Origin of the sequence: Saccharospirillum mangrovi (assembly GCF_003367315.1) — a bacterium.
GTDB classification, from domain to species: Bacteria; Pseudomonadota; Gammaproteobacteria; order Pseudomonadales; family Natronospirillaceae; genus Saccharospirillum; species Saccharospirillum mangrovi.
Genome location: NZ_CP031415.1, coordinates 3,204,503 through 3,229,164 on the forward strand (window position 1 = coordinate 3,204,503; position 24,662 = coordinate 3,229,164).

Genomic DNA, 24,662 nt, shown 5'->3' on the forward strand with positions numbered 1-24,662 from the left:
CTGGTTGGGGCAGATGTTGGGCAAACAGTGCCGGAAATACCCGCACCTGACCGGCTGAATACACCAGCAATCAGGTTCGGACCGGCGCGAAAGTCTAACGGTGCTCGCCGCCCACTTGGGTAACAAAGTATATCATCGTCGTCGGAACTGAGACGACGACCACGTTTCAGGCCAAAACTTTGCATTACACTGACTTGAATTTTGCTGCCAAATCCGAGAAGAGCAGTGACCAAACACCAACAGGCGCCCCAGGAGGCATTACGCACCTACCGTGATCGGTTTCTGGCGATCAATGACGGTCGTTTAACGCGCCTGCGTGAAAGTCTGCAAACCAAGCAGAAACAGTGTCTGGATCTGCTGCCGCTGCTGTTCCACACCCATTTGCGCGGCTCGCCGGGCTACTTTGTCGAGCCGGATGTACCGGTTGGTCTGGTGCAATATCAGCCCAACCAGGGCACGTTGAGCCTGCTGCAACAGGTGAATTTCTCCGCCCGTCCAGGCACCGCTCGCGCCATGTATCCGCAAATTGCCGGTCTGTATCTGATGGGTTCTTCCGGATCGGTGGCGCAATCGACCAGTTCCGACCTCGATATCTGGCTGTGCTACAAGCCGGGCCTGACCCAGCATCAGATCGACCTGCTGGAAACCAAGGCCGAGATGATCAGCCATTGGGCGGAAGGTTTTAACCTGGAAGTGCACTTTTTCCTGATGAACTCGCAACAGTTCGAGGCGGGCGATCAACGCTCGCTGACCGGCGAAAACTGCGGCTCCACTCAGCACTTCCTGTTGCTCGACGAGTTCTACCGCACCGGCCAGTTACTCGCCGGCGCGCCGCCGGCCTGGTGGTTTGTACCAGCGCAGCAGGAAAACCGCTACGACGATCTGGTGCGCGAATTCCGCGGCCGTGGCGTTGCTCGACTGGAAGAGTCGATCGACTTCGGCGCTCTGCCGAATTTGCCCGCGGGTGAGTTCATCGGTGCCGGTATGTGGCAGCTGTACAAAGGCATCGATTCGCCGCACAAATCGGTGCTGAAACTGCTGTTGCTGGAAGTCTACGCGCGCGATTTTCCCAACGTCACCAGCCTGGCGCACCAGTACAAAAACGCGGTTCATGATGGCGTGACCGAGCTGAACGAACTCGACCCTTACGTCATGCTGTACCGGCGCATCGAGAGTTATCTCAGTGGTCGCAGTGAACACAGCCGGCTGGAACTGATTCGCCGCTGCTTCTATTTCAAGGCCGGCATTCAGTTGTCGCGCCCTGTCAAAGTCAGCACCTGGCGGCGTCAGTTGATGGCTGAACTGACCAAAGAATGGGGCTGGCAAAGCGACTATCTGGCCTATCTGGACGGCCACGCCAGCTGGCCGGTGCAAGACATCATGGCCGAGCGCAAATTGCTGATTAACGAACTGACGCGCTCGTACCGATTCCTGACGCAGTTCGCCGCCGAACACGAAAGCAATCACCTGATGAGTCAGCAGGATTTGCTGATTTTAAGTCGCAAACTGCACGCTGCCTTCGACCGCCGGCGCGGCAAAATCGACTTCATCAGCTTCGGCCATCAGGTCGATCTCAGCCACGAAAAAATCCGCATCAAGGAAGTCGGCCCGCGCAAAGGCCAGCCGTCGCATTGGGTCGCACACAGCCAGTTACCCAACGGCCAGATTGGCAGCACGCTGAAAAAATCCAGCGGCTTGCTGGAAACCATGTTGTGGTGCCACCTCAACGGTTTACTGGCGGCGCACCTGCACATCCCGGTGTTCACCCAGTTCAGTTCAATCACCAATTTCGAAGTGCGCAAAACGCTGGCCGATTTGCGCCAATCGTTGCCACTGAACATGCCGCCGGTCCCTGCGTCGAACTTCTACAAGCCGGCACAGGTTGAGCGCGTATTGCTGTTCAGCAACCTCGGTTGCGATCCGTTACAGCATTTGACCCGGCGCGGTTTGCAGAAAATTTCCGCGCGCTCAAACAGCCTCGATTTCAGTTCGCTGCGTGAAAATCTGGTCGCCAGTATCGACATGGTGGTGATCAATTCCTGGGGCGAAGTGGTGGTCGAACATTTCGATCAGCAAGACGCCCTGCCACAGGCGATTCACTTTTTGCTGTCGCTGCTGGCGCGCCAGAAATATGTGCATCGGCCGATGCTCGAATCGTTCTGCCACAACCAGACGCGGCCGCAAGCCATCGCCAAACGCATTCAGGATTTGTTCGAAGACGCGGTAACTGCGCTGTACGACTACGCGCGCAAACAGCCGGTGCGCTTCCTCTACAACCTGGGCCAGCAATATCAGGCACTGACCATCAACAAACGCCAGCTCAACAGCCTGAGTTTTGATACCGAAGCCGAACTGGTGGACTGGCTCGGCCAGGAACAGGCCCAACGCAACCGCATCCTGCCGGACCGGCATTTTGAGAGCGACAAGAACCGGCTGCGCGCGGTGATTGACCAGCAGGAAGAACAAGGCCTGACGCTGATCTACCAACTGGCCAAGCGCGTCGCGACGGTCTACTTAATCGACGAAAACGGTTCACTGTTGAGCTTCCGCCAGGCGTGCCGCACCAAGACCAGCCTGCTGGCCTCGCTGCTGCGTTTTGTGAAAATCACCGAACACCGGCGTCAGGCGCTCGACAGCGAACTGTCGACACCCTCGCTGCCGATCCAGTGCTATGAAATGACGCTGCTGCCGAGCGGTATTCCGACGATGAAACGCGTCGGTACCGCCGGTTTGCTGGACGACAAGCAAACCAGCAACGTTCAAGTAATGATGGAGCTGGGGCCGGACGGCCAACAGGAATTCGTGTTGCTGTGCCACGATCGCGAATTTTCCAGCCAGGAATTGGGCGACGATTTCTTCCCGCAGGTTGCAGCCTGCATTCTTGCGGCCCGCCCGGACAACGAACCTTACCCGATGTACATCACCGACTTGTCATTGTCGGATCGCATCACCGCCGGTCTGCCCAACGGCCAGGCGCAAACGATTCATTACCTGCGTTACAAACTGCGCCTGGAACAGCGCATCAACGAAGCGCTGCTGGTGCAGGCGCGACTGCTTCAGTCCGCCCGTTCGGCCGAGGTAATACCGATCGACGCCGCCAACGATTCCAAATAATCCAGATCCGGAATACTCGCCTTACCCAGTTGGGTAATCACCGCCAACCGTTCGGCGCGGGTGCAGCGCGCCAGGCTGTCTTCGCGCACTTCGGCGTCGCTCAGGCGCAACAGCCGAGGAATGCCCTGAATGCGCAGCGCCCAGAATGGCAATGCGGCACCGTCGCTGAGTGTGTTGAAAATCGCCAGACGCACGCCGGGCGAATCCGGCGCCTGGGTCTGGCCGTTGGCCGCTTCGTAACTGAGCACCGGCAGCGACTGCCCGCGCCAGTCCAGCCGACCCAGCAGCCAGACGGGGGCATCGGGCACGGCTTGCAAGGTGGCTTTGGCGACCACTTCGGCAATGGCAACTTGCGGCACCAGCAGGCTTTTTTGCTGCATCGGAACCCAGAATGTTGCCAGGCGCTCATCGCCCGTTCCGGCTGTCGCTGTAGCTTCCGACTCAATCGACACGCTGCGACTCCCGTCGGCACAACCGATTGATGCACTCAAGCAACACACCTTCCTGGAACGGTTTGCCAAGGTATTCGTTGACGCCAATGGCGAACGCCCGCTGGCGGTGTTTGTCGCCACTGCGCGAGGTGATCATGATGATCGGCACCTGTTTCAGGCGGTCGTCGTGGCGTACTTGCTGGGCCACTTCGAAGCCATCCATGTTGGGCATTTCGATGTCGAGCAGAATCACATCCGGGTGTTGGTTTTGCAGCAGCGTGACGGCTTCGAGGCCGTCTTTGGCGAGCCAGACGGTCCAACCCTGGCGTTCCAGCAGACGGCTGGTCACCTTGCGCACCGTTACCGAATCGTCCACCACCAACACGGTTAATGCGTTGGACGTCGGCTGAGCGCTCGGCGTCGGTACCCGGCGCAGCAACGGCGCGACGGCGTTCAGATCGGCCAGACGGGCGCGAATCAAGGCTGCCAGATCGAGAATCACCACCACCGAGCCATCGCCCAGAATGGTCGCGCCGGACACGCCCGCCAGCGCACTGAACTGCGGCCCGAGCGTCTTGACGACAATTTCGCGCGAACCCAGTAATTGATCGACCGTCAGCGCCACTGGCTGAGCCTCGTCGCTGCGTCGCACCAGAATCAGCGGCACCGCGGTGCCATCGGCCGGCGCTTCCCAAACCAAATCGGCCGGGGCGTCGATGCCCAGCAAATCGCCAAGATACACCGGCCGGTAGGCGTGGCCGGCGTAGTCGTATGAAGGCGCATCCGCACTCATCAAGGCGCGCAGCTGGGCCGCCGGTACCCGCACGATGCCTTCGATGGTGCTCAGTGGCAGCGCATAGAAATCATCGCCCAGCCGCACCATCAGCGCGCGGTTGACCGAGACGGTAAACGGCAGCCGCAAAGTGAACCAACTGCCCTGGCCCGGCTGGCCGTCGATGCTCATGCTGCCGCCGAGCTGTTTGACTTCGGCGTTGACCACGTCCATGCCGACGCCGCGACCGGAAATCTGCGTCAGCGCGGTCGCGGTGGAAAAACCCGGCTCCAGAATCGTTTGCAACACGCTGTGGTCGTCAAGCGCAGCACCCGGCGTGAGCCAACCGAGTTGTTCGGCGCGGGCGCGAATGCGTTCAACATCCAGACCGGCGCCGTCGTCGCTCAGCCGCAACACCACGTCGCCGCCTTCACGCGCCAGGCTGAGCTCGATCCGTCCCTGCGCTGGTTTGCCCAGCTGCCGACGCACCGAGGCGACTTCAATGCCGTGATCGACGGCGTTGCGCAGCATGTGTTCGAGCGGCGTGACCATGCGTTCGAGCACGGTGCGATCAACTTCGCCTTCGGCGTTGGCAACCACCAACTCAACCTCTTTGCCCAGTTCCGAGGCGACTTGCCGCACCAGCCGTCGCAGCCGCGGCACCAGTCGGCTGAATGGCACCAGCCGGGTCTGCATCAGGCCCTGTTGTAACTGCGAATGCAGCCGGCCTTGTTGCTGCAACAGGGTTTCGGTGTCGCGGGTTTTATCGGCCAGCGTGGTTTTCAGGTCGCTCAGATCCGAGCTGGCTTCGAGCAGTGAGCGCGACAATTGCTGAATGTGCGAATAGCGATCCATTTCCAGCGGATCGAAATCGGTGTAGCCGCTGTCGAGCGCGCGTTCCTGGCGGAACAGCACCTGGGCTTCGGTTTCCATGTCCAGATGTCGCACCTGATCGCGCAGTCGTTCCAGCGTCGAATCCATTTCGCCCAGCGTGAACTGGAAATTGCTGACGTCCTGTTCCAGGCGGGCGCGCAAAATGGACGATTCGCCGGCCAGATTGACCAGGGTTTCGAGCAGATCGGCGTTGACCTTGATGCTGTCGGGCGACGCAGAACGCGACGTTGTAGCGGGCAGCGACGAATCAGGCTCGCTGCGCGCGGTCACGGCGGGGCTGAATTCGTGGCGGGTGGATTCGTCGCGGCTGAGCAAGGTGCGCATGCTGTCGACGCCTTGCACCAGTTGGTCCTGACGCGCCAGCAAGTCGGCTAAGCCTTCGGCATCGGCCGGGCCTTTGCGGGCGTCGAGACGCGCGACGGCGCTTTCGAAGTCGTGGCACAGATCGCCCAGCCGGTTCAGTTTGGCTAGCCGCGCGCCGCCTTTGAGGGTGTGCAGCACACGCTTCAGTTCATCAGCGGGCTGATGGCTGCCGGGTTCGGCTTGCCAGTCGCTGAGCAGTTGTTCGATGTCGACCAGCAACTCCGCCGCTTCTTCGACAAAGATGTCGAGAATGTCCAGATCGACTTCGGCAGAAGCCGAAGCCACGGCCGAATCGGGCCGGGCGTCAGCCGCGGCCAGAGGCGTCTTCGTCATCGCCGTCGTCGGCTTCGAGCTCTGAGAGATCGAGGTCGGTAAAGTCGAGGTTGGCGATTTCGAGGTCGTCAATGTCGAGGTCGGAGATGTCGGGTTCAACCTCGTTGAGTTCTGCAAAGTCGAGGTCGCTGGTGTCGGCTTCATCGAGCTCGACGGTTTCGAGGTCGATGTCGGCTCCGTCTGGTTCGGTTGATTCGAGTTCGGCTGATTCGAGTTCGGCTGATTCGAGTTCGACGGTTTCGTGTTCGACCGAGTCGACGTCGGCTCCGTCTGGTTCGGCTGACTCGAGTTCGACGGCGTCGGGGTCGGCTGCATCGAGTTCAGCTCCGTCGAGGTCGGCTGCATCGAGGTCGAAAACGTCGAGGTCTGCTCCGTCGAGCTCGGAAACGTCGAGGTCGGCTGAATCAAGAGCGGTGGCGTCATCGTCAGTGACATCGAAGTCGGTAATATCGAATTCGCCGGAACTAAGGTCGGCGACGTCGAGGCCGGCGACGTCGAGGTCAGAGACATCGAAGTCATCTTCTTCGCTGGGTTCGGCAACGGCGGGTTCTTCGATGTCCGGCTCGGGCTCGGGCTCGGGCTCGGGCTCGGGCTCGGGCTCGGGCTCGGGCTCGGGCTCTGGTTCGGGCTCGGGCTCTGGTTCGGGCTCTGGTTCGAGTTCGGGCTCTGGTTCGAGTTCGGGCTCTGGTTCGAGTTCAGGCTCGGGTTCGAGCTCCGGTTCAGGTTCGAGCTCCGGTTCCGGTTCTTGTTCCGGCTCGTCGACTGTTGCCGCAATGTCTGAATCAACGCCGTCGGAATCTGGCAACTGCGGCTGGTCGTCAGTTGCTGAATCATCGTCGCCAGTTGGTCCTGGGTCTGTTGCAGTGTCCCCAGCAATCGCTTGCTGGGTTGCGGCTTTCCCTGGGCGGGTCCCTCCAGCGCTGACTCCATCTCATGCGCCAGCTCCGCCACCGGCTCTATTTCGGCCAGTCGCGCACCGCCTTTGAGCGAATGCAGATCACGTTGCAGGCTTTCCGCCGCCAAGGTGTTGGTGGTGTCGGCTTCCCATTGTTCGAGTGCGGTCTGCATGTTGTCGACCAGATCGCGCGCTTCTTCGAGGAAGATGTCCACCAGTTCGCTGTCGCCGGTAGCACGGAACAGGTCTTCGGCGTTGCCCGCCAGGCGGCCTTCTTCGCCTGGGATGGCCGCGGCGCCGTCGGTTTCGGGAATCAGATCGTGGCGGATCATGGTATCCATCGGCGTCAGCCGTTGCGGCGGCTGATGCAGCGGGTCGGCATCGGGCCGGTAACGCCGCAGTTGTTCAACAAAGTCGGCATCGACGGCTACGTCCTGACCAGCGGCCAGTTGATCGAGCTGATTCACCAGACTTTCCTGGCCGCGTTCGGCCAGCGCAAAGAAGTCGTCGTCGGGGATCACTTCGCCCGCCAGCGCCATTTCGACCATCAACGCCAGACCACGGCTTTGTTCAATCACCGGCTCAAGGTTCAGGTCGCGCGCCTGCTCCGACAGCCGGTTCAGTTCGTGGCCGAGTTCTTCCACAGCGGCACCGGCTGTGCCGTCCTGCTGCCATTGGCGCAAGGTGGCAGGCGCTTCCAGCAGGGTGTCGACGCCTTTGGACATCAACAGAGAATCCAGATCGCTGAGGCGGTCGGTCGTGTCGGTTTCGGCACTTGTTATGGCCGGCTCGGTGGCGGCCATCGGGTCGGCGGCGTTGGCAAGCACCACCCGATTGATGAAATCGATGTCGTCCGGCTCGGCGCGGCCGTCGGCGGCGGCACGCATGCGTCGGGCGCCTTCATCCAACTGGCTGAGCAGTTCTTCGCCCAGCGGCTGGCGTCGTTCGCTGAGTTCACGCACGCGCTGTTCCAGCGGCACCACCAAATCGGCCACCGCATCAATACCGGCCGTACGCGCCGAGCCTTTGATGGTGTGCAACGCCCGGTGTAACCGTTCCGGCACCGGCTGATCGGCGTCGGTTTCTTCCAGATAGTGCTCGACAAAATCCAGATGTTCGTCGAGTTCCTGAGCGAAAATCGCCAGCAATTCGTCGTCGGCGTTGAGCGTTTCGTCTGCGTCCGTTTCGGCCAGCGCTTCGTCCGGCGCGTCTTCCGACGGCGCATCCCAATCGACCGGCTGACCGCGCGACAACAAATGCGCTTTGTCGGCCAGGGCATCTGCGCGGCTGGCGTCGGGAATCTGCTGCTGTTGATAGGCGCTGACCAACAGCGGAATTTCGTCGATAACGCCTTCGAGCACCCGCATCAGATCGTCGCTGCGTGCAATGGTGCCTTCGATCAAACGGTTGAGCATGGCCTCGACGGCGGCGGCGGTGTCGGCGACCACCTCGGCATCGACCAGTTCGGCGCTGCTCTTAAGGCTGTAGAAATCGCTGCGGATTTGCGCCAGCGCCTCGGCGTTATCGGGCTGGTCGCGGTAACGCGGGAATTGCTCGCCCAGGCTGTCGAGCACGGTGCCGACTTCCTCGACAAAGATGTCGAGAATGTCGGTGGCGACCAGATCGGCGTCGATGGCGCTGTCCAGATCGAGATCGTCCAGCTCGGCAACCGCATCGGAACCGATGCCATCGAGATCGCTCAGCGGCAAGTCTTCAATGGCGAAGTCGTCGGCTTCTTCTTCGGCGTCGACATCAAAGGCGTCGTTAATCGCTGAATTCAGGTCCAGTTCGCTGTCATCGTCGTCGCTCAGCAGCGCTGCAACACTGGCTTCGTCCAGGGCGCCCAATTCGTCGAGCGACAGTTCATCGTCAAGGTCGAATTCATCGTCAGCGCCGGTACTGAGCAGATTGGCAACGTCATCGGCGTCCAGTTCCGACAAGTCCAGATCGGTCGATGCAACGGCTGCCGGTACCGCAGCGTCCATCCCGTCCAGATCGTCCAATTCATCAACGGCGGCTTCGGCGTCAGTTTCTGCGTCCGCTGCTGCTGACTCCCGGCCGTCGAGCACAGCTTCATCGGCGGCGGTGTCGTCATCACTGTCATCGCCATCGAGATCGTTCAGGTCCGGGTCGCTGGCAAAGCTCGATTCTGCCTGTGCCAGCCAGCTGTCGATGCCGTCCAGGTCCAGATCGTCGGCAGAATAATCCAGGCCATCGTCCGATTCAGCCTTGGGTTCGCCGTCATCCATTGCCAACGCCGACAAGCCATCGGCTTCGGCGTCCGTTTCGGCTTCGGCTGTTTCTGCTTCAACCTCGGCGACGGATTCGTCTTCGGCATCCGCCTCGACATCAAGCACATCATCCACCGACATATCGTTGTCGGCGGCGGTTGCAACCTCAGGTTCAGGCTCTGAGTCGAGGTCGAATTCGGGTTCGACATCCGTGTCGGTCAAATCTTCCAGCGGCAAGTCACCGGCTGGCGGTTCGGCGTCGAGGGATGCGGTTTCCGGGGTGTCGCTGTCCAGGGCTTTCGCTTCGAGCGTCTCGTCATCCGAAGCATTAAAACCTTCCAAACCATCGAGGGCGGCCACCAGATCTTCGTCAGATTCCAGGGCGGTGAACGAGCCGTCCAGATCGTCGTTCCAATCGGCTTCGGTGGCGGCCTGGATATCGGCCGGAAAGCCCAGCGAGGTGATGGCTTCAGCGGCGTTTTCCAGCAAGCCGACATCGGCGGCGCCGTCTCGCGCTAACTGCTCTAAATAGTACTGAACGCCGATGATGGCATCGGCCAGGGCGTCCATGTCGGTGCGCTCGGGCACTTCGTCGTCGTGCATCAATTGCTGGCTGATGTAGCCGTCGATGCAGCGCAGCACTTCGTCGGCTTCGGGCAGCGGCACTTCGTCCAGGTCGGCGCGTACCGAGCCCAATTCAGCCGGAACGGTGGCGAGGCTGGCGGTGTCCCAGCGCGACTCAGCGAAGTCGGCCAGGGCGTCTTTAACGCGTTCCAACGCCGCGCAGGCGTCTTGAATGATGGCGTCGTGCGCCGGGTTCAGGCCGGAGGCACTGGTGGGCGGGGCGGCGGCCGAGGTGTGCTCGGTCGGCTCGACTGGGGCTTCTTCGGTTGGCGCTTCGGCCTCGGCCGCTTCGCCGTCTTCGGCACGGGCCAGTTGGTAGAGCAATTCTTTCAGCAGCTCACTGTCCGGCGGCAGGCTGACCACTTCGACCGGGTTTTCCAGCAGATGTTTGAGTTCGGCGTCGAGCTGGCGCAGCAGTTCGATCACCGCCGGGGTGCGCCTCAGTTGCTGGCTTTCCAGCGCGCCGGTGAAGGTCTGGGCGATGCGCCACAGTGCCGCGACCGGGGTTTTTTCGGTCAGCAACGCCAGCCGGGAAACGGCCTTGCCGAGGTATTGCAGATTGGAGTCAACGTCCAGCTCGCGCAGCCAGCCGAGCAACGCCAGTTCGTACATCTGGCGCAGTTTGCGCACCAGTTGCAGCACATTGCTTTGACGAAACAGGTCGATGCCGGAGGTGTCGGTGTGAAATTGCACGGCGTCTAGATCGGGGTGAAACAGGGCACTTTCGGTCAGGGCGGTATCGCCGCGCTGGGCGCGTAAGTCATTGACCGCTGGCAGAATCAGCGCGCGGCTGTCGTCCTGGCCTTGCGCCAGTCGATCCAGATACACCGGCAGTTGCTCGCCGGCTTGCAGCAGGCTGTGCAGGGCGGCGCTGGTGTCGGCGATGTCGTCGCCATCGAGCAACGCCTGGTTCAGCTGTTCCAACTCAGTGACCAGCAAGGCGGCGCTGTGGCATTCGACCAACTGCAAGGCGCTACTGATCTGTTGCAGCGCCTGATGGCTGGCGTTCAGCCAGGCCTCGTCGCTGGATTCGAGCTGGTTCTGCCAGGCGTCGCGAGCTGTCCGAAGCGTCTTGTCGACTTCGCCCCGAACCCACTCCAACGCGATGTAATCACGGCGTTCCACCATGCCGTTACCCCTTGTGTTGCGTATCGGTCAGCCGCCGCGGTCGGCCACTGGCGGCACAGCTTAGCTGCCCGTTGGTATTCTGACTCAAGTTCGCTTCCCTTGCCTGTCTGACGGCACGACACCGTTATTGTATCGGCCTGTCGCGGCCAGTCTGTAATGTCGGTCGTGCATTAACGAATGGTGCCGTTGTCATCCAGCGCTGGCAAAAACGGCACGATGGCCTCGTCCGGCGGCAATTTGAAGCCAGCCACCGAGGAGCGCAGGTCGTTCGCCAGTTGCGCCAGATTGCCAATCGAGCGCGCGGTGGCGTTGGTGCCAGCCGATGTCTGCGATGTGATTTCCTGAATGACGTTCATGGTGTTGGAAATGTGCCCGGCCGACGACGCCTGTTTGCGCGCGGCATTGGAAATGGCCTGGATCAGATTGGCCAGCGTGCGTGACACCGCTTCGATTTCCTCCAGCGCAACGCCAGCGTCTTGCGCTAAATGAGCGCCGCGTACCACTTCGGCGACGGTCTGCTCCATCGACAACACCGCTTCGTTGGTGTCGTTCTGAATGGTGTTGACCAAGGCTTCAATCTGCCGCGTTGCGGCCGACGACCGTTCGGCCAGTCGCTGCACTTCGTCGGCAACAACGGCGAAACCACGGCCGGTGTCGCCGGCCATTGACGCCTGGATGGCCGCGTTCAGCGCCAAAATGTTGGTCTGGTCGGCGATGTCATTAATCAGCGAGACGATATCGCCGATTTCCTGCGACGACTCGCCGAGCCGCTTGATGCGCTTGGAGGTGTCCTGAATCTGTTCGCGGATGTTGTCCATGCCGCTGATCGTCGCCTGCACGCCGTCGGCGCCTTTCTTGGCGATATCGACCGAACGCTCGGCCACACCGGCCGATTCCAAGGCGTTGGTCGATACCTGATCAATCGACATCGCCATTTCGTTCACCGCCGCCGACGCACCGCTGATTTCCTGCGCCTGATGGTCGGACGCTTCGGCCAGGTGCATGGCCGTCGCCTGCGTCTGTTGGGCGGCGGCGGAGACTTCGACAGCGGTAGAGTTGATCGACGACACCAACTGCCGCATCTGATCAATGGCGAAGTTAATCGAATCAGCAATGGCGCCGGTGAAATCTTCGGTGACGGTGGCCTGAGCGGTCAGGTCGCCATCGGCGAGGTCAGCCAGTTCATCGAGCAGGCGCAGAATGGCGTTCTGGTTTTGTTCGTTGGCCGCAGCGGTAGCGCGCAAATCGCGCTGGGTGTCGCGCACGATGATGAACACCGCCAGCATCACCAGCACCAACGCCAGCGCGCCCAGGCCATACAAAATCCAGTCGCTGCCGAGCGGCCGCTGGTTGGCTTCCTGCTGAATGCGCGCCGCCAGCGCTGAGGTTTCTTCCAGCAAATACTGCGATTCGGCAAAGATGGCGCCGGCCGATTCACGCACCGCCAGCAATTCCGGCGAGGTGTCGATGATGGCGCGCACCGAGGCCGACACCCGCTCGAACAGCCGGTCGATTTCATCCAGCGTTTCGCGCGCCGCCAAATCCTGAACCTGCTCGATGCTGTCGTCGGCGCTGCCCTGGCGCATGCCGTTCAACACGCGCTGAAACTGAATGGCGTCGCGCTCGAAATTATCGGCCGCGACCACCGCGCCTTCGCCGCCAACACGCACTCGGTTGATCGAGCGCATGATGCGTTCAGCCAGCCAGATTTGCCGCGTCGCCAGGGCAACCTGTGCCGGTTCGGCGTCGCCACGCAACATGATTTCGACCACTTCGTCGTATTCGACCTGCATCTCCGGCACGCGCGCCGCCAGCACTTCAGCGATGGCGTGCAGATTGAGAATGATGTCGCGCGATTCGACGATGCGTTCGGCGTTGCGGCTGACCGACGCCCAGACGTGCGCCAGTTGTTCGGTATCGATATTGGCAGCGTGTTCCGCCAGCGGTGGCGTGCCGTTTTGATCGTTGCCATCGAGCACGTAGTCGTAGCGCGCCTGGAAGGCATCACGGGCGCGTTGCAGCGAGGCGAAGGCATCGCTCTGGCCGGCCGAGGCTTCCGAGGCGTTCTTGGCGATTTCCTGCGACAGCACGCGCAACTCGCCCACCTGATCGAGCAAATCCTGGTCGATGCCGTTCAGGCGGAAGTTCTGATACACCAACACCACCAGCGCCAGAATCACCACCAGCAAGGCGCCCAGCAACAAACCGAGTTGTCGGTTGGTTCCGAGCAGGGTCAGCACCTTGCCGCTGTTGTGCTTCATGCAAACACCTCGGACACAGGCATCACGACAGCGCTACCTGCTGAAATTGGGGATGGGCCACCAGCGCCGTCAGGCTGATCAGCGCCCACTGGCGTTGATCGCGCCGGTACTGGCCGCGAATAAAGGGTTGCAGGCTGGCGGCGATGTCGGGCATTTCGGTGGAAAAATCCTCGTCGGCAAAATGCTGCATGCCTTCAAGCGCATCGACCACCAGACCGTCGCTTTGCTCGCCCTGCTCGACCACCAGCACCGGCCGGCCGCGATGTGGACGGCCGCTGCTGTCGCCCAAATCAAAAAAGCGCGGCAAGTCGAGCAATGGCAACAACCGGCCGCGCACATTGGCAACGCCCAATACCCAAGCCTGCACATTGGGCAATCGCGTTACCTTGGGCGCCTGCAGAATTTCACTTACCTCAGACATCGCCACCACCAGCGCGTGTGGCCCGAGCCGGAAACCGATGCCGCTCCAGGCGGCGTCGAGGTCGGGTGCATCGGGCAAATCCGTCGCCTGCACGCGGTAACGCTGGGCGAGATCGCGCAACAGGGCCAGAGGCGTCAGCACCGCCATAACGGGAAATCAGTCCGCAACCTTGCCGGCCAGCGCCGCGTTGATCACGTCGGCCAACTGGTCATCGGTGACCGGCTTGACCAGATAACCGCTGGCGCCCTGGCGCTTGCCCCAGACGCGGTCGGTTTCCTGATCTTTGGTGGTCACGATGATGACCGGGATGTGCGCGGTGTCGGCGCCTTTGGTCAGTTGGCGCGTCGCCTGAAAACCGTTCAGGCCGGGCATAACAATGTCCATCAACACCACATCGGGCAGTTCCTGGCGCGCCAGTGCCACGCCATCGGCGCCGTTATCGGCAGTCAGGACGTCATGGCCGTGCTTTTCCAGCATGCCCTGAAAGGCGTAAGTCTCAGTCGGGGAGTCATCAACAATCAGCACGCGAGCCATCTTGATTCCACTGTTCCGGTCGTTGCGGGCACGGTGCCCGGTCTGGGTTGGTGTGAGTCTGGCAATGCGGTCGATCGCGAATCGACGTCAAGCCATTGGGATGGTGCTGTGAGTGCGGGTCAACCGAAGCACAGTGTCGGCCATGAAATCGCCGTCAAAGCCCCGACAAATCGCCCGTCGCCCGCCTCGAAAACCGTCAAAACTTTTACCACAGAACGGGGTTATCCGCCATAACCGGGTCGCTCGCGGCGCGGCTCACAGGCGGCCGTTCCAGTGCACAAACCCAAGCGTTCGACACGGTTGTTTTTGCGACCGGCGGCATCCATTACCATAGCCCTCATTTTCCAGCGAAGGCGAACACACATGAGTCTGCACATCGGCGTCGTCATGGACCCCATCGAAGCGGTCACCTATAAAAAAGACAGCACTCTGGCGATGCTTTGGGCCGCCCAGGATCGGGGCTGGACGCTGCACTACATGACCATGACCGATCTGTTCCTCGACAACGGCCAGCCGATGGCAACCACCCGGCCGCTGCAAGTGCATCGCGACCCGGCGCATTTCTACGATTTAGGCGACGCCACCACCACGGCACTGGCCGATCTCGACGTCGTTTTGATGCGCAAAGACCCGCCGTTCGACAACGAATACATCTACGCCACTTATATGCTCGAACGCGCCGAAGAGGCCGGCGTCCTGATCGTCAACAAGCCGCAATCGCTGCGCGACTGCAACGAGAAGTTCTACGCCACCGCCTTTGTTGATGTCGCCCCGCCGCATCTGATTACTCGCGACGCGGCCCGCCTGAAAGCCTTTCACCAGGAACACGGCGACGTCATTTTCAAACCGCTCGACGGCATGGGCGGCAGTTCCATCTTCCGTTTAAAAGCCGACGACCCGAACGTCTCGGTGATCATCGAAACGCTCACCGAACACGGCCAGCAACAAACGATGGCGCAGAAATACCTGCCGGAAATCAAAGACGGCGACAAACGCATCCTGATGATCGACGGCGAACCGATTGACTACTGCCTGGCGCGCTTGCCCGCCAAAGGCGAAACCCGGGGCAACCTGGCCGCCGGCGGCACTGGCCGGGCGCAACCGTTAAGCGATCGCGACCGTGAAATCGCCGCACGCGTCGGACCGGAACTGAAAAAACGCGGCCTGATTTTCGTCGGCCTGGACGTGATCGGCGATTACTTAACCGAAATCAACGTCACCAGCCCGACCTGCATCCGCGAAATCGACGCCGCTTATGACACCGACATCGCCGGCAAACTGATGGACGTTATCGCCGCCAAGCGGGGTCTGAGCTGATGGCGGTCAGCGTCGGCGCGGTCGACCGGCTCAGCTTCACGCTGTTTGTCGCCGTGGGCCTGCACGCCCTGGTGATTTTCGGCGTCGGCTTCGAGCCGCCCAAATCCGGCCAGTTACCGCCGACGCTCGACGTGACGCTGGCACAACACGCCAGCCCGACCACCACGCCACTCGACGAAGCCGATTTCCTCGCCGACGCCAACCAGCAAGGCAGCGGCACGCTGGAAGACAAAGCCCAATTGACCTCGACCGAACAAGCCGAGATCGAAGACAACCAGATATTCCGCACCGTGCCGGAAATACAGCAAATCCGCTTCGCCGAGCAATCGCCGCAACGCGCGTTGGTGACCACCACCGGCGACGCCGAACGCAGCGCTAATGCGCAACCGAGCGAAGACGCCCTCACCGACCCGAGCCAGGCCAGCGACGAAGCGCTGCTGCTGAGCCAGGTCAACGACATCGCCACACTGCGCGCCATGCTCGATGAAAGCCGCCAGAATCTGGCACGCGCACCGCGCACCCGCACGCTGACGGCGGTGTCAGCGCGGCAATCGCTGGATGCGGCTTATGTGTATGGCTGGCTGGAAGAAATCGAACGCATTGGTAACCAGAACTATCCGCAGGCGGCGCGTCAGCAACGGCTGACCGGCGATGTGCGTTTGGCGGTCACCATTCGCTCCGACGGCACACTCGCCAACGTCGCCGTAACCCGCAGTTCCGGCCATGCCGTACTCGACCAGGCGGCGCAACGCATTGTGCATTTAGCTGCGCCGTTCGAACCGTTCACGCTGGACATGCGCCAGGAATACGACCAGCTCGAAATCATCCGCACCTGGCAGTTCCGCACCGACAACCGCTTCGGCCGGGAGACGCCATGAGCGCCGACGGCCATTGGTTAGGCTTCGATTTCGGCCTGGCCTGGATCGGTGTCGCCGCCGGCCAACGCCTGACCCAGACCGCCAGCCCCTTGCCACCGCTGCGCGCCCGCGACGGCATTCCCAACTGGGACGCCATCGACGCCTTGGTGAACGAATGGAAACCGGCCGGTTTCGTCGTCGGCATCCCGTACAACATGGACGGCAGCGACAGCGAAATGGGCGCCCGCGCCAACAAATTCCGCAAGCGCCTGCACGGCCGTTACGGCTTACCGGCCGAAGCCATCGACGAACGTTTGTCGAGCCGCGAAGCGCGCAGCCAGTTGGGCGAACGCGGCAAAAGTTTGAGCAAGGCACGGCAGGCGCAGGTTGATAGCATCGCGGCCCAGTTGATTCTGGAAACCTTCCTGCTGCAAACCACGCCTCAGGCCTAGCGGCCTTTGACCAGACCGTCCTGCAACAGTTGAGCGGCGTGGTCGTTCATCGTTTGCGCCAGCGAATGGTATTGGATGCCCAGTTCATCACGGCTGGGTTGATTATCGAATTCCAGTGGGTAACCCATATTCCCGGCCACATCGCGACGCGACATGCCAATCAAGGGAGCCAGCAACCACAGCAGCCATTTGGGCAGTTCGCGGCTGGGTAATTTGTCGGCAATGTTGAAGCGTTCGCCGTCGAGGCAATGCGCCAGATCCAGCAAACGAATCCCCTGGGCGACCAGAATATAGCGCTGCTGGTCTTTACCCTGTTCGGCGGCGCGCAGATGCGCCAGCGCTACATCACGCACATCGACCACACCCAGCCACATTCTCGGCACGCCCTGACGAAAGCTGCCATCGACGAACTGCTGCATCATCTTCGCACTGGTGCCGTCGATGCGGCGCGACAGCGATGGGCCAAAGATGCCGCCCGGGTGCAGCGTCACCAGGCTCCAGCGTTGTTGTTGCCGCTGCCGTTGCCAGGCCAGTTGTTCCGCCTGGGTTTTGGAAAACGCGTAGGGATTGCTGTCGAGCCGGGAGCCGGTATTGACGTCAGCCGCCGTCACCAATGGGCTGCCCTTGGCATTCACCGAACGCGCCGTGTCGTACAGGCTGACCACACTGCTGGTCAACACCAGCCGGCGCACCGATTCACAGCGTTCGATACTGTCGATCACATTCGCCGTGCCGTTGAGCGCCGGGCGTAACAGGGTCTGTTCCGGGTTTTTGGTCTTTTCCAGAAAATAAGGTGAAGCGGTGTGGAAGACGATGGTGCATCCGGCCATCGCCGCATCAAAACTGCCCGGCGTCAGCAGATCAGCCTCGAACAGAAACAACTGATCGGGGTATTGCGTTTTCATCTGTTCCAGATGTGCCAGCTTGGCCGAATCAGCCAGACTGCGAACGGTGCCATGCACGCGATAACCGGCGCGCAACAGGCTGTCCACAACCCAGGAACCGAGATAGCCTGAAGCACCACTGACCATGACTTGCTGTGTCATCACTGAATTCCTCTTGACGCGGCGGACCGCAAAAGTGGTGGTGACTAATATGATCGCGCCCGGCCCAGCTTAAATCCGCCAGAAGTCACAGCCGGCCATCGGCACCAGGCGCACTGGCAATGGGTTGTTTATCCGCCCCCACTTCCCCTAGCATTCGCTGCACCCACACGCCGAGGTAGCTGTTTATTACCACCCAACCCGACCTGCCCACCGGCTACTACAAAGACAATTTCGACCGTCTGCTCGCCACCGTCGTTGAACGCTACGACGATCTGCTGACGGATGCCGACCGCGCCTTTGTGACCGGCTATCAGCAACTCAGTTTGCCCGCCGCCCGTTTGCTGGTGCGGCTGTACACGCGCAAAGGCCCGACCTTCCGCCTTGGCAAACTCAACTACGCAGAAATCCCTGATCTCGCCGCGGCCGTCGCTGAATTAGCCGACATCAAGTTGCTCGACACCAACCCCGAACTCAGCGCCGGCGAAGTGGCGCAATTACTCACGCTCGCCGACTTACGCCAGCTTGATTGGGTGCCAAATCCAAAACGCCCAAAAACCGAAATACAAACCGAATTGGACGACTGGGATGACATCCGCTGCGCCAGCGACTGGGGCCTGAACGAGCCACTGATTCAACCGCAACACTGGCTGACATTGCGCCGGTTGCAACTGCTGTATTTCGGCAACGAACACCAAAGCCTGACCGACTTTGTACTGTCCGATTTGGGTCTATTTCAGTACGAAAATTATCCGCTCGGCAAAGCCAACCGCTGGTTCGAACATGGCGAAGAACTCGACCAGCATTTACTGATCGGCGAATTAAAAAGCGCCGTTTTTGAAGCGCGCGAAAACAGCGATGTCGAAGCGTTAATTGCACTCGCCGAACCGCTGTTGCAAACCGTCTGGATCGGCAGCGCCAAAGACCGCGCCGCACGGCTCGCCAACCGGCTCGGTTTCCGTCTGGAACAATGGGGCGAACCGGAACTGGCGTTGCAACTCTTTCAAACCAACGACCAACCACCAGCGCGCGAACGGCGTTGCCGCATTCATTTCAAAGCCGAACGTTTTGTCGCTGCGAACGAAGAACTCGACGCCATCCGTAGTGAACCCAAAGACGCCACCGAAGCGCGTTTTCTCACCCGCTTTGCACCCAAGCTGGCGAAGAAACTCAAGCTCGATATTGAACCGATAACCGTGCCGGTTTTGATCGAACAAACGCACTGCTGGCCGCAAGGCGACGGCAGCGTCGAACAGTTGGTGTGTTCGCGTTTAACCGATGCCTATTGGCTGGAAAATTTATTGCCACTCGGTGTATTCGGGTTGATTCACTGGCGCTGGATTTTCCAGCCGGTTGCCGGCGCGTTTCACCATCCGTTTCAGCAAGCGCCAGCCGACTTGTATGAACCGGATTTTCTCGCCCGACGCGGGCTCAGCCGCAGCCAGTTGTATCGCGAATTAAGCACCGAAACCGCACGCGAATATCTGCTGGAAAACTGGGATGCCAAGTTCGGTCGGCAGAATCCGTTCGTGCATTGGGGCGCGCTCGAAAAAGACTTGGTGTTGCGTGCTTTCGACGCCCTAGCCTGGGAACAGTGGCTGGCGATTTTCAAACATCTCTGGCTCGACTTAAAACGCCACCGCGCCGGCTTCCCCGACCTGTTTCAGTTCACCGAAACCGGCGGCCGCTTTATCGAAGTCAAAGGCCCCGGCGACCGTTTGCAAGACAACCAACGCGACTGGCTGGCGGTGTTCGAGCAAGCCGGTATCGCCGCCGAAGTCTGGTACATCCGTTATGAATAATGCGGTGCGGTTTCGCGTCTCGGTGCGGGCGCTGGCAGATTTTTGTTTGAGCGAAGGCGATTTGGTGTCCGGTTTTCGCGTCACGCCCAGCGCGCTCGAAGGGCGTGAAATTCACGGTCTGGCGCAACAAAAACGTGGTGCCAATTATCGCGCTGAAGTGCCGGTTGAATGGTTGTGGCAACAGCGCGATTTCGACTTGATCGTCAGCGGCCGGCTCGATGGCGTTTGGCCGGGCGGTGTCGAAGAAATCAAAAGCTGCCGCGTGCCGCCGGACGAATTGCCCGAATCGACGCGTGCGCTTAATCGTTTGCAAGTGCAGCTTTATGCCGGTTTATGGGCGCTGCAAAACGACGCTATTGAAACCTGGACGGTGCGGCTGAGTTACATCCACAGCCAGACACAACAGGAATGGACCGACGACGAAACGCACAGCCGGGACGAACTGGTCGATCAATTGATGGCGGCACTGGCGCGCTACGATGCCTGGCTACAACGCCTGCTCGCGCATCGAAAACAACGCGATGCCGCGCTCAACACACTGCAATTTCCCTACCCGACAATGCGCACCGTGCAACGGCAAATGGCCGAGACCGTCTACAAAGCGCAGGCAACGCATCGGCAAACGTTAATCGAAGCGCCGACCGGCACCGGCAAAACACTGGCGGCGTTATTTCCGGCGCTGAAAGCGCTCGGCGAAGGCCACCATCAGGGTGTGTATTACCTGACGATGAAAACCACCGGCCAGCCGCTGGTGCTGGAAACGGTCGAGCAATTGCAACTTGCCGACGGTCAACTCAACTGCGTCAATCTGCACGCCAAAGAACGGCTGTGTTTAAGCCCGGACACACCTTGCGACGGCGCACTCTGCCCCTACGCAAACGATTATTTCGGCAAACGCCAACGGCTGCGCGAGCGTTTGTTTGCACGCAATCGCTGGGACGCAGTAACGCTCGCCGAACTCGGCGAAGCCGAACACATCTGCCCCTATTACCTGAGCCAGGATTGGGCGCTGTGGGCGGATTTGGTGATCGGAGACGTGAATTATCTGTACGACACCACGGCAGTGCAGCCGTATTTGCTGAAAGAAATCGACAACAAAGTCGCGGTGTTGATCGACGAAAGCCACAACCTGATCGACCGCGGCCGCGCCATGTACAGCGCCGAATTCAATGGCGAAACTCTGGAAGCGTTATTCAAGACGGCGCCAGAAGGCATTCGCAAAGCGTTGCAGCCAGTGCGCAAGGCATTGAGAAAAATACAGCCGGAAACGCCGGGCTTGTCGGATCAGCCACCCGACGTTTTGGTGCAAGCGCTGCGCACCTGGCTACAGGAAAGTGCCCGGTTATTGCGCGAAGCGGCGTTCTGGGAACCGCCGCCACAATGGCAACGATTGATCTTCGATGCGGCGCGCTTTAATCGCATTCATGAACTCGCCGAGCCGCGCGATTTTTGTTGGCGTTACACGCCCGGCACGCCGGCCGAGCGACGCGTCGAAACGCTGTGCCTGAACCCGGCGCGTTTGCTGCGCGAAAAACATCAGTTGGTGAATTCGGTCGCGGCCTTCAGTGCAACGCTCGCGCCCTGGCATTACAGTCAGTCGATGACGGGTTTGGCCGAGGCAGTGCCGTTGTCGCTGGCGTCACCGTTTCAGCCGGAGCAGTTTCAGGTAACGCTGGTCACCGATGTTTCGACCCGCTTTCGCGACCGCCAACAGCTGCCCGCCCAGGTCGTGCCGTTGATTCAGGCATTCCGCGAACAAACGCCCGGCAATGCGCTGGTGTTTTTCTCCAGCTACCGACAACTGGCCGACTGCGAAGCGCGGCTGGCAACCGACCCCGGCGTTATCGCGCAACGGCGGGAAACGACGTTATTGGAACGGCTGGCGTTGCTGGATCGGTTGCGCACCGAGCGTGGTTTGATGGTGCTGGCACCGCTCGGCGGCGTGCTGGGGGAAGGCGTCGATTTGCCGGGCGATGCATTGACCGGCGTGTTAGTCGTCGGCCCCGGTTTGCCGCAGGTGAACGACTTGAACGACCGCATTCGTCGTGCGCTCGATGCCGAAGGTCAGCCGGGTTTTGACTTCGCTTATCGCTTTCCCGGCTTGCACAAAGTCTTGCAGGCGGCCGGACGTTGCGTGCGTAACGAGAGCGATCGCGGTGATATCTGGTTGCTCGACGACCGCTTTGCCGACTACCACGCCAGCGGCTGGTTGCCGCCGCATTGGACGGTCCGCAGCGCGCGCCGCGATGAATTATTGAAGACTGTTAAGCCAGAGTAACGCGGTCGCGGCCGTCGGCTTTGGATTGATACAGAGCCTGCTCGGCGTCGATCAGCCAATCGCGCGGTGTCGTAAAGCGGCTGGTCCAACCGGATACGCCCATGCTTGCAGTCACCGTTAATGGCTCAGCGGCAACACCGGCCACGGCCAATTCGGCGATTTCTTCGCGCAATCGTTCGGCCAACACCAGGGCGTCGTTGGCCGGCGTGTTGGGCAGCATCAACGCAAATTTGTCGATGCTGAAGTGACAGCTCACATCGCTGATGCGTGCCGTTTTTTGAATCAACGCCGCCACCGCTTGCAACACCGTATCGCCGGCCTTACGACCGTGGGTGTCGTTGATGCGTTTGAAATGATCGATGTCCAGCATGATCAACGACGTCGGTTCGGCGGTGCGTTTTTGCCGGGTCAACTCCTGTTTCAACTGCACTTCCCAATAACCGCGACTGTACAAGCCGGTCAGGTCATCCAGCCGCGCCAGTGCCTGCATTTTTTCGTTGGCGTCGCGTAATTCCAGCGTCATTGCCGCTTCGTCGGTAACGTCGTAAACGATGATGCATAAGCTTTCGACTTCACCGCGCACGTTGGTCACCGGAATAAAGGTGCAGTTCTGATACATGAACGCCACTTTGCCGGTGATCGGCCGATTGTTCTTGAAATGAAACACGTACGGCCGTTGTTCCCAGGTGGTGAAGGCGCGGTTTTTCAGTTGCACCACGGTGCGCGCTTTGTGCGCGAACCAGTCGCTTGGCAAATCCGGAAACACCTCGAACAAATCGCGCTCAATGGCCTCATCCGGCGAGATGCCACTGTGGTTTTCCATAAAGCTGTTCCACGACAAAATGCGATTGTCGAGGCTGACCACCAGAATGCCGACATCGACCGTCTGCAAGACGTCCATCAACCAGTGGAATTCGGCTAAATTAGAGTCCGACGCGGACATGCTCACTCCATCAAATAACGAATTTTATCGCCCAGAACCTGCACGCTGTCTTCGGTAAACAGCAGCAACAGATCGCAATCGACCTTGCGTCCTTCCAGGTGATAGGGAATTTCCACGGTCAGCGCTTTGCGCCAGCCGGTGGCCGATTGGTGCACCAGTTCATCGGTATCGACATGCTGGCCCAGCAACACCGGCTGGCCCTGGCTGAACGCCACATCCAATTGTTCGGCGAAGCCTTTCAAACAAGCGCCGATCAAAATATTGGCGATGTCCATCAGCAATTCGAGTTCCACTTGCGGTGTGATGTCGCCGTTGAAATTGGTCAGTTCGGCAATGTCGGCAAAGCTGGTGTCGTTGAAAATCAGCAGCGCTTCACCGGCGATACGCGAGCCGAAAAACCCCTGGCAGACGGCACTTACCGACGAGGCTTCGCGCAGCGACGACAACGCCATGTTCAACTCCGAACGCTCCAGCAAATTGACCACCGGAATGGGCAACACCACGTAGGTGTCGAGCAGTCGCGCCAGCAGATCGCCGGCGCGGCCCATGGCGACGTTGGTCACTTCACGCAAGGCGTCGCGCAGTTCTTCGTCCAACTCAATCGGGTCCACCGGCATCACTCCGAATAGATTCCAAAGTCACTGAGCACCTGCGCCAAACGTGCCTGATCGACCGGTTTTTTAATAAATTCCACCGCGCCCATTTTCTTCACCCGGTTCACCGCTTCGGGTTGAATATCGCCGGAAATAACAATGACCATCGACGGCAAATCTTCCGCTTTGATCACTTCCAATACCTGATAGCCATCCATCACCGGCATGGTTAAATCGAGGAACACCACCTCGCCTTTGCCTTCGCGAATAACCGCCAAACCTTCTTCGCCGTCGCCGGCAAAAGACACAGAAACATCCCAGCCAGCGGGCAGCGCGCGCTGCACTTGCTTGCGGGCAAAACTGGAATCGTCACAAATCAGTACTGAGGTCGACATGCCTGCTCCCATCTCGGGCGTTACACCAAAAAAATCCGTCCTATCAGTAAAGTAGATCGGGCACCGATGGACAAATTGAAATCGACAGATTTCGACAACACCGCCGTTCGAACTGGGTTCGAAGTGTACGACATTCAGTGACGCTGGCCGAGCGCTGCGCATTGCACCGGGCGCAAGGCGGCCGTTATGATCCGAACTCGTTATCGCCAGCCAGAATCGAGATTCCCATGCCCAAGGCGTCCATTGTTTCCTCCAGCCATCTGAGTGAACGCAGCAGCGAACTCAGCGAATTCGAGTACGCGTTGATCACCGCCGAAAACACCTTTTCGCGCTGGTTGCTGCATTGCATGACCGCCGCTGGCAACGAGGAAATGAGCCCGATCGACATCCTGGTGCTGCACAACGTCTACCACCGCCAGCGGCCGAAACGCATCGCCGACATCTGCTTTGTACTCAACGTCGAAGACACCCACACCGTGTCTTACTCGCTGCGCAAACTGGGCAAGATGGGTTTGGTGGAAAGCAAAAAAGTCGGCAAGGAAACCTTCTACAACACCACCGATGAAGGCGAAGCGCTGTGCCTGCGTTACCGCGATGTGCGCAACGATTGCCTGCTCGACTGGCTCGATACGCTGGGCATCGACGCCGAAGAACTCAGCGATCTGGCGAAGAAACTGCGCACGTTGTCGACGCTGTACGACCAGGCCGCCCGCGCCGCCGCTTCGCTCTAAGCTCCGTTTTCTCCCCACGCTCGCCAGCGTCAGCAAACGACGCTGGATGTCTCTTTGCGACATTGAATACAATTTGTATCCAATTTTTATTGACTCTGGATTTTACGGCTGCCTATAGTGGCTGGGATGACTTAAAACGACAAACCGCAAATCACGCCTTCTTTTAACCAAAAGAATCGACAAAAAAACGATAACAACTGCGATCCGTAAAAGGCGTCAAAACCATGAAATTGCTTTGCCTGTCCAGGTT

Annotated in this window: 16 protein-coding genes; 7 read left to right on the forward strand and 9 right to left on the reverse strand. The window is 60.1% G+C overall.

Going from position 1 to position 24,662, the window contains the following annotated elements; translation table 11 throughout:
• Positions 1–225: 225 nt before the first annotated feature.
• Positions 226–3,114 carry a class I adenylate cyclase gene (locus tag DW349_RS15010; RefSeq protein WP_157954215.1) on the forward strand — a complete coding sequence of 963 codons (2,889 nt, stop codon included), beginning with the start codon at positions 226–228 and terminating at the stop codon, positions 3,112–3,114.
• Here DW349_RS15010 and DW349_RS15015 read toward each other — a convergent pair.
• The 5 genes from DW349_RS15015 to pilH all read right to left on the reverse strand — a co-directional run bounded on the left by DW349_RS15015 (position 3,057) and on the right by pilH (position 14,001).
• A complete protein-coding gene (locus DW349_RS15015; RefSeq protein WP_157954216.1) occupies positions 3,057–3,566 on the reverse strand; it encodes a chemotaxis protein CheW in 510 nt (169 codons plus the stop codon). The two genes, DW349_RS15010 and DW349_RS15015, sit on opposite strands and share 58 nt — an antisense overlap.
• Positions 3,556–10,785, reverse strand: coding sequence for an Hpt domain-containing protein (locus DW349_RS17470; RefSeq protein WP_198650396.1), 7,230 nt, complete (start codon positions 10,783–10,785; stop codon positions 3,556–3,558). Before DW349_RS17470 ends, DW349_RS15015 begins: the two co-directional genes overlap by 11 nt.
• Before the next feature lie 170 nt (positions 10,786–10,955).
• Positions 10,956–13,046 (reverse strand): methyl-accepting chemotaxis protein, encoded by a 2,091-nt coding sequence (locus DW349_RS15040; RefSeq protein WP_108124006.1) that lies wholly within the window; start codon positions 13,044–13,046, stop codon positions 10,956–10,958.
• A 22-nt stretch (positions 13,047–13,068) separates the two neighbouring features.
• Positions 13,069–13,614, reverse strand: a complete 546-nt coding sequence (locus DW349_RS15045; protein WP_108124007.1) for a chemotaxis protein CheW — start codon at positions 13,612–13,614, stop codon at positions 13,069–13,071.
• Positions 13,615–13,623: 9 nt separating this feature from the next.
• The gene (gene pilH, locus DW349_RS15050; RefSeq protein WP_108124008.1) at positions 13,624–14,001 is read right to left on the reverse strand and encodes a twitching motility response regulator PilH; all 378 of its coding nucleotides are present in this window, start codon (positions 13,999–14,001) and stop codon (positions 13,624–13,626) included.
• 363 nt (positions 14,002–14,364) lie between these two features.
• On the opposite strand from pilH, the gene gshB reads away from it, so the two are divergent.
• From gshB to ruvX, 3 genes are read left to right on the forward strand one after another with little or no spacing between them, the layout of a single operon-like run.
• Positions 14,365–15,318, forward strand: coding sequence for a glutathione synthase (gene gshB / locus DW349_RS15055; RefSeq protein ID WP_108124009.1), 954 nt, complete (start codon positions 14,365–14,367; stop codon positions 15,316–15,318).
• Positions 15,318–16,196, forward strand: coding sequence for an energy transducer TonB (locus DW349_RS15060; protein ID WP_108124010.1), 879 nt, complete (start codon positions 15,318–15,320; stop codon positions 16,194–16,196). Before gshB ends, DW349_RS15060 begins: the two co-directional genes overlap by 1 nt.
• Positions 16,193–16,627 (forward strand): Holliday junction resolvase RuvX, encoded by a 435-nt coding sequence (ruvX, locus tag DW349_RS15065; RefSeq protein WP_108124011.1) that lies wholly within the window; start codon positions 16,193–16,195, stop codon positions 16,625–16,627. The genes DW349_RS15060 and ruvX overlap by 4 nt, the downstream gene beginning before the upstream one ends.
• Here ruvX and DW349_RS15070 read toward each other — a convergent pair.
• Positions 16,624–17,673, reverse strand: coding sequence for an NAD-dependent epimerase/dehydratase family protein (locus tag DW349_RS15070; protein ID WP_108124012.1), 1,050 nt, complete (start codon positions 17,671–17,673; stop codon positions 16,624–16,626). The genes ruvX and DW349_RS15070 overlap by 4 nt on opposite strands.
• Before the next feature lie 275 nt (positions 17,674–17,948).
• Between DW349_RS15070 and DW349_RS15075 the strand changes: the two genes are divergently transcribed.
• Positions 17,949–19,472 carry a VRR-NUC domain-containing protein gene (locus DW349_RS15075; protein ID WP_420820711.1) on the forward strand — a complete coding sequence of 508 codons (1,524 nt, stop codon included), beginning with the start codon at positions 17,949–17,951 and terminating at the stop codon, positions 19,470–19,472.
• On the forward strand, positions 19,465–21,750 hold the full coding sequence (locus DW349_RS15080) for an ATP-dependent DNA helicase (RefSeq protein ID WP_108124014.1): 2,286 nt from the start codon (positions 19,465–19,467) through the stop codon (positions 21,748–21,750). Before DW349_RS15075 ends, DW349_RS15080 begins: the two co-directional genes overlap by 8 nt.
• Here DW349_RS15080 and DW349_RS15085 read toward each other — a convergent pair.
• The 3 genes from DW349_RS15085 to DW349_RS15095 are packed head-to-tail and all read right to left on the reverse strand — an operon-like array spanning position 21,737 to position 23,681.
• Positions 21,737–22,693: a sensor domain-containing diguanylate cyclase gene (locus DW349_RS15085; protein WP_108124015.1), complete on the reverse strand. Its 957-nt coding sequence runs from the start codon at positions 22,691–22,693 to the stop codon at positions 21,737–21,739. The two genes, DW349_RS15080 and DW349_RS15085, sit on opposite strands and share 14 nt — an antisense overlap.
• A gap of 2 nt (positions 22,694–22,695) precedes the next feature.
• Positions 22,696–23,310 (reverse strand): histidine kinase, encoded by a 615-nt coding sequence (locus DW349_RS15090; RefSeq protein ID WP_108124016.1) that lies wholly within the window; start codon positions 23,308–23,310, stop codon positions 22,696–22,698.
• On the reverse strand, positions 23,310–23,681 hold the full coding sequence (locus tag DW349_RS15095) for a response regulator (RefSeq protein ID WP_108124017.1): 372 nt from the start codon (positions 23,679–23,681) through the stop codon (positions 23,310–23,312). The genes DW349_RS15090 and DW349_RS15095 overlap by 1 nt, the downstream gene beginning before the upstream one ends.
• 227 nt (positions 23,682–23,908) lie before the next feature.
• Between DW349_RS15095 and DW349_RS15100 the strand changes: the two genes are divergently transcribed.
• Positions 23,909–24,412, forward strand: coding sequence for a winged helix DNA-binding protein (locus DW349_RS15100; RefSeq protein WP_108124018.1), 504 nt, complete (start codon positions 23,909–23,911; stop codon positions 24,410–24,412).
• Positions 24,413–24,662 lie beyond the last annotated feature (250 nt).

What these genes read in the sequence shown, in the direction of transcription:
- DW349_RS15095 (WP_108124017.1), bottom strand. Translation starts at nt 23,681, where the DNA reads ATGTCGACCTCAGTACTGATTTGTGACGATTCCAGTTTTGCCCGCAAG.
- DW349_RS15080 (WP_108124014.1), top strand. Translation starts at nt 19,465, where the DNA reads ATGAATAATGCGGTGCGGTTTCGCGTCTCGGTGCGGGCGCTGGCAGAT.
- gshB (WP_108124009.1), top strand. Translation starts at nt 14,365, where the DNA reads ATGAGTCTGCACATCGGCGTCGTCATGGACCCCATCGAAGCGGTCACC.
- DW349_RS15060 (WP_108124010.1), top strand. Translation starts at nt 15,318, where the DNA reads ATGGCGGTCAGCGTCGGCGCGGTCGACCGGCTCAGCTTCACGCTGTTT.
- DW349_RS15045 (WP_108124007.1), bottom strand. Translation starts at nt 13,614, where the DNA reads ATGGCGGTGCTGACGCCTCTGGCCCTGTTGCGCGATCTCGCCCAGCGT.
- DW349_RS15040 (WP_108124006.1), bottom strand. Translation starts at nt 13,046, where the DNA reads ATGAAGCACAACAGCGGCAAGGTGCTGACCCTGCTCGGAACCAACCGA.
- ruvX (WP_108124011.1), top strand. Translation starts at nt 16,193, where the DNA reads ATGAGCGCCGACGGCCATTGGTTAGGCTTCGATTTCGGCCTGGCCTGG.
- DW349_RS17470 (WP_198650396.1), bottom strand. Translation starts at nt 10,785, where the DNA reads ATGGTGGAACGCCGTGATTACATCGCGTTGGAGTGGGTTCGGGGCGAA.
- DW349_RS15100 (WP_108124018.1), top strand. Translation starts at nt 23,909, where the DNA reads ATGCCCAAGGCGTCCATTGTTTCCTCCAGCCATCTGAGTGAACGCAGC.
- DW349_RS15090 (WP_108124016.1), bottom strand. Translation starts at nt 23,310, where the DNA reads ATGCCGGTGGACCCGATTGAGTTGGACGAAGAACTGCGCGACGCCTTG.
- pilH (WP_108124008.1), bottom strand. Translation starts at nt 14,001, where the DNA reads ATGGCTCGCGTGCTGATTGTTGATGACTCCCCGACTGAGACTTACGCC.
- DW349_RS15085 (WP_108124015.1), bottom strand. Translation starts at nt 22,693, where the DNA reads ATGTCCGCGTCGGACTCTAATTTAGCCGAATTCCACTGGTTGATGGAC.
- DW349_RS15070 (WP_108124012.1), bottom strand. Translation starts at nt 17,673, where the DNA reads ATGACACAGCAAGTCATGGTCAGTGGTGCTTCAGGCTATCTCGGTTCC.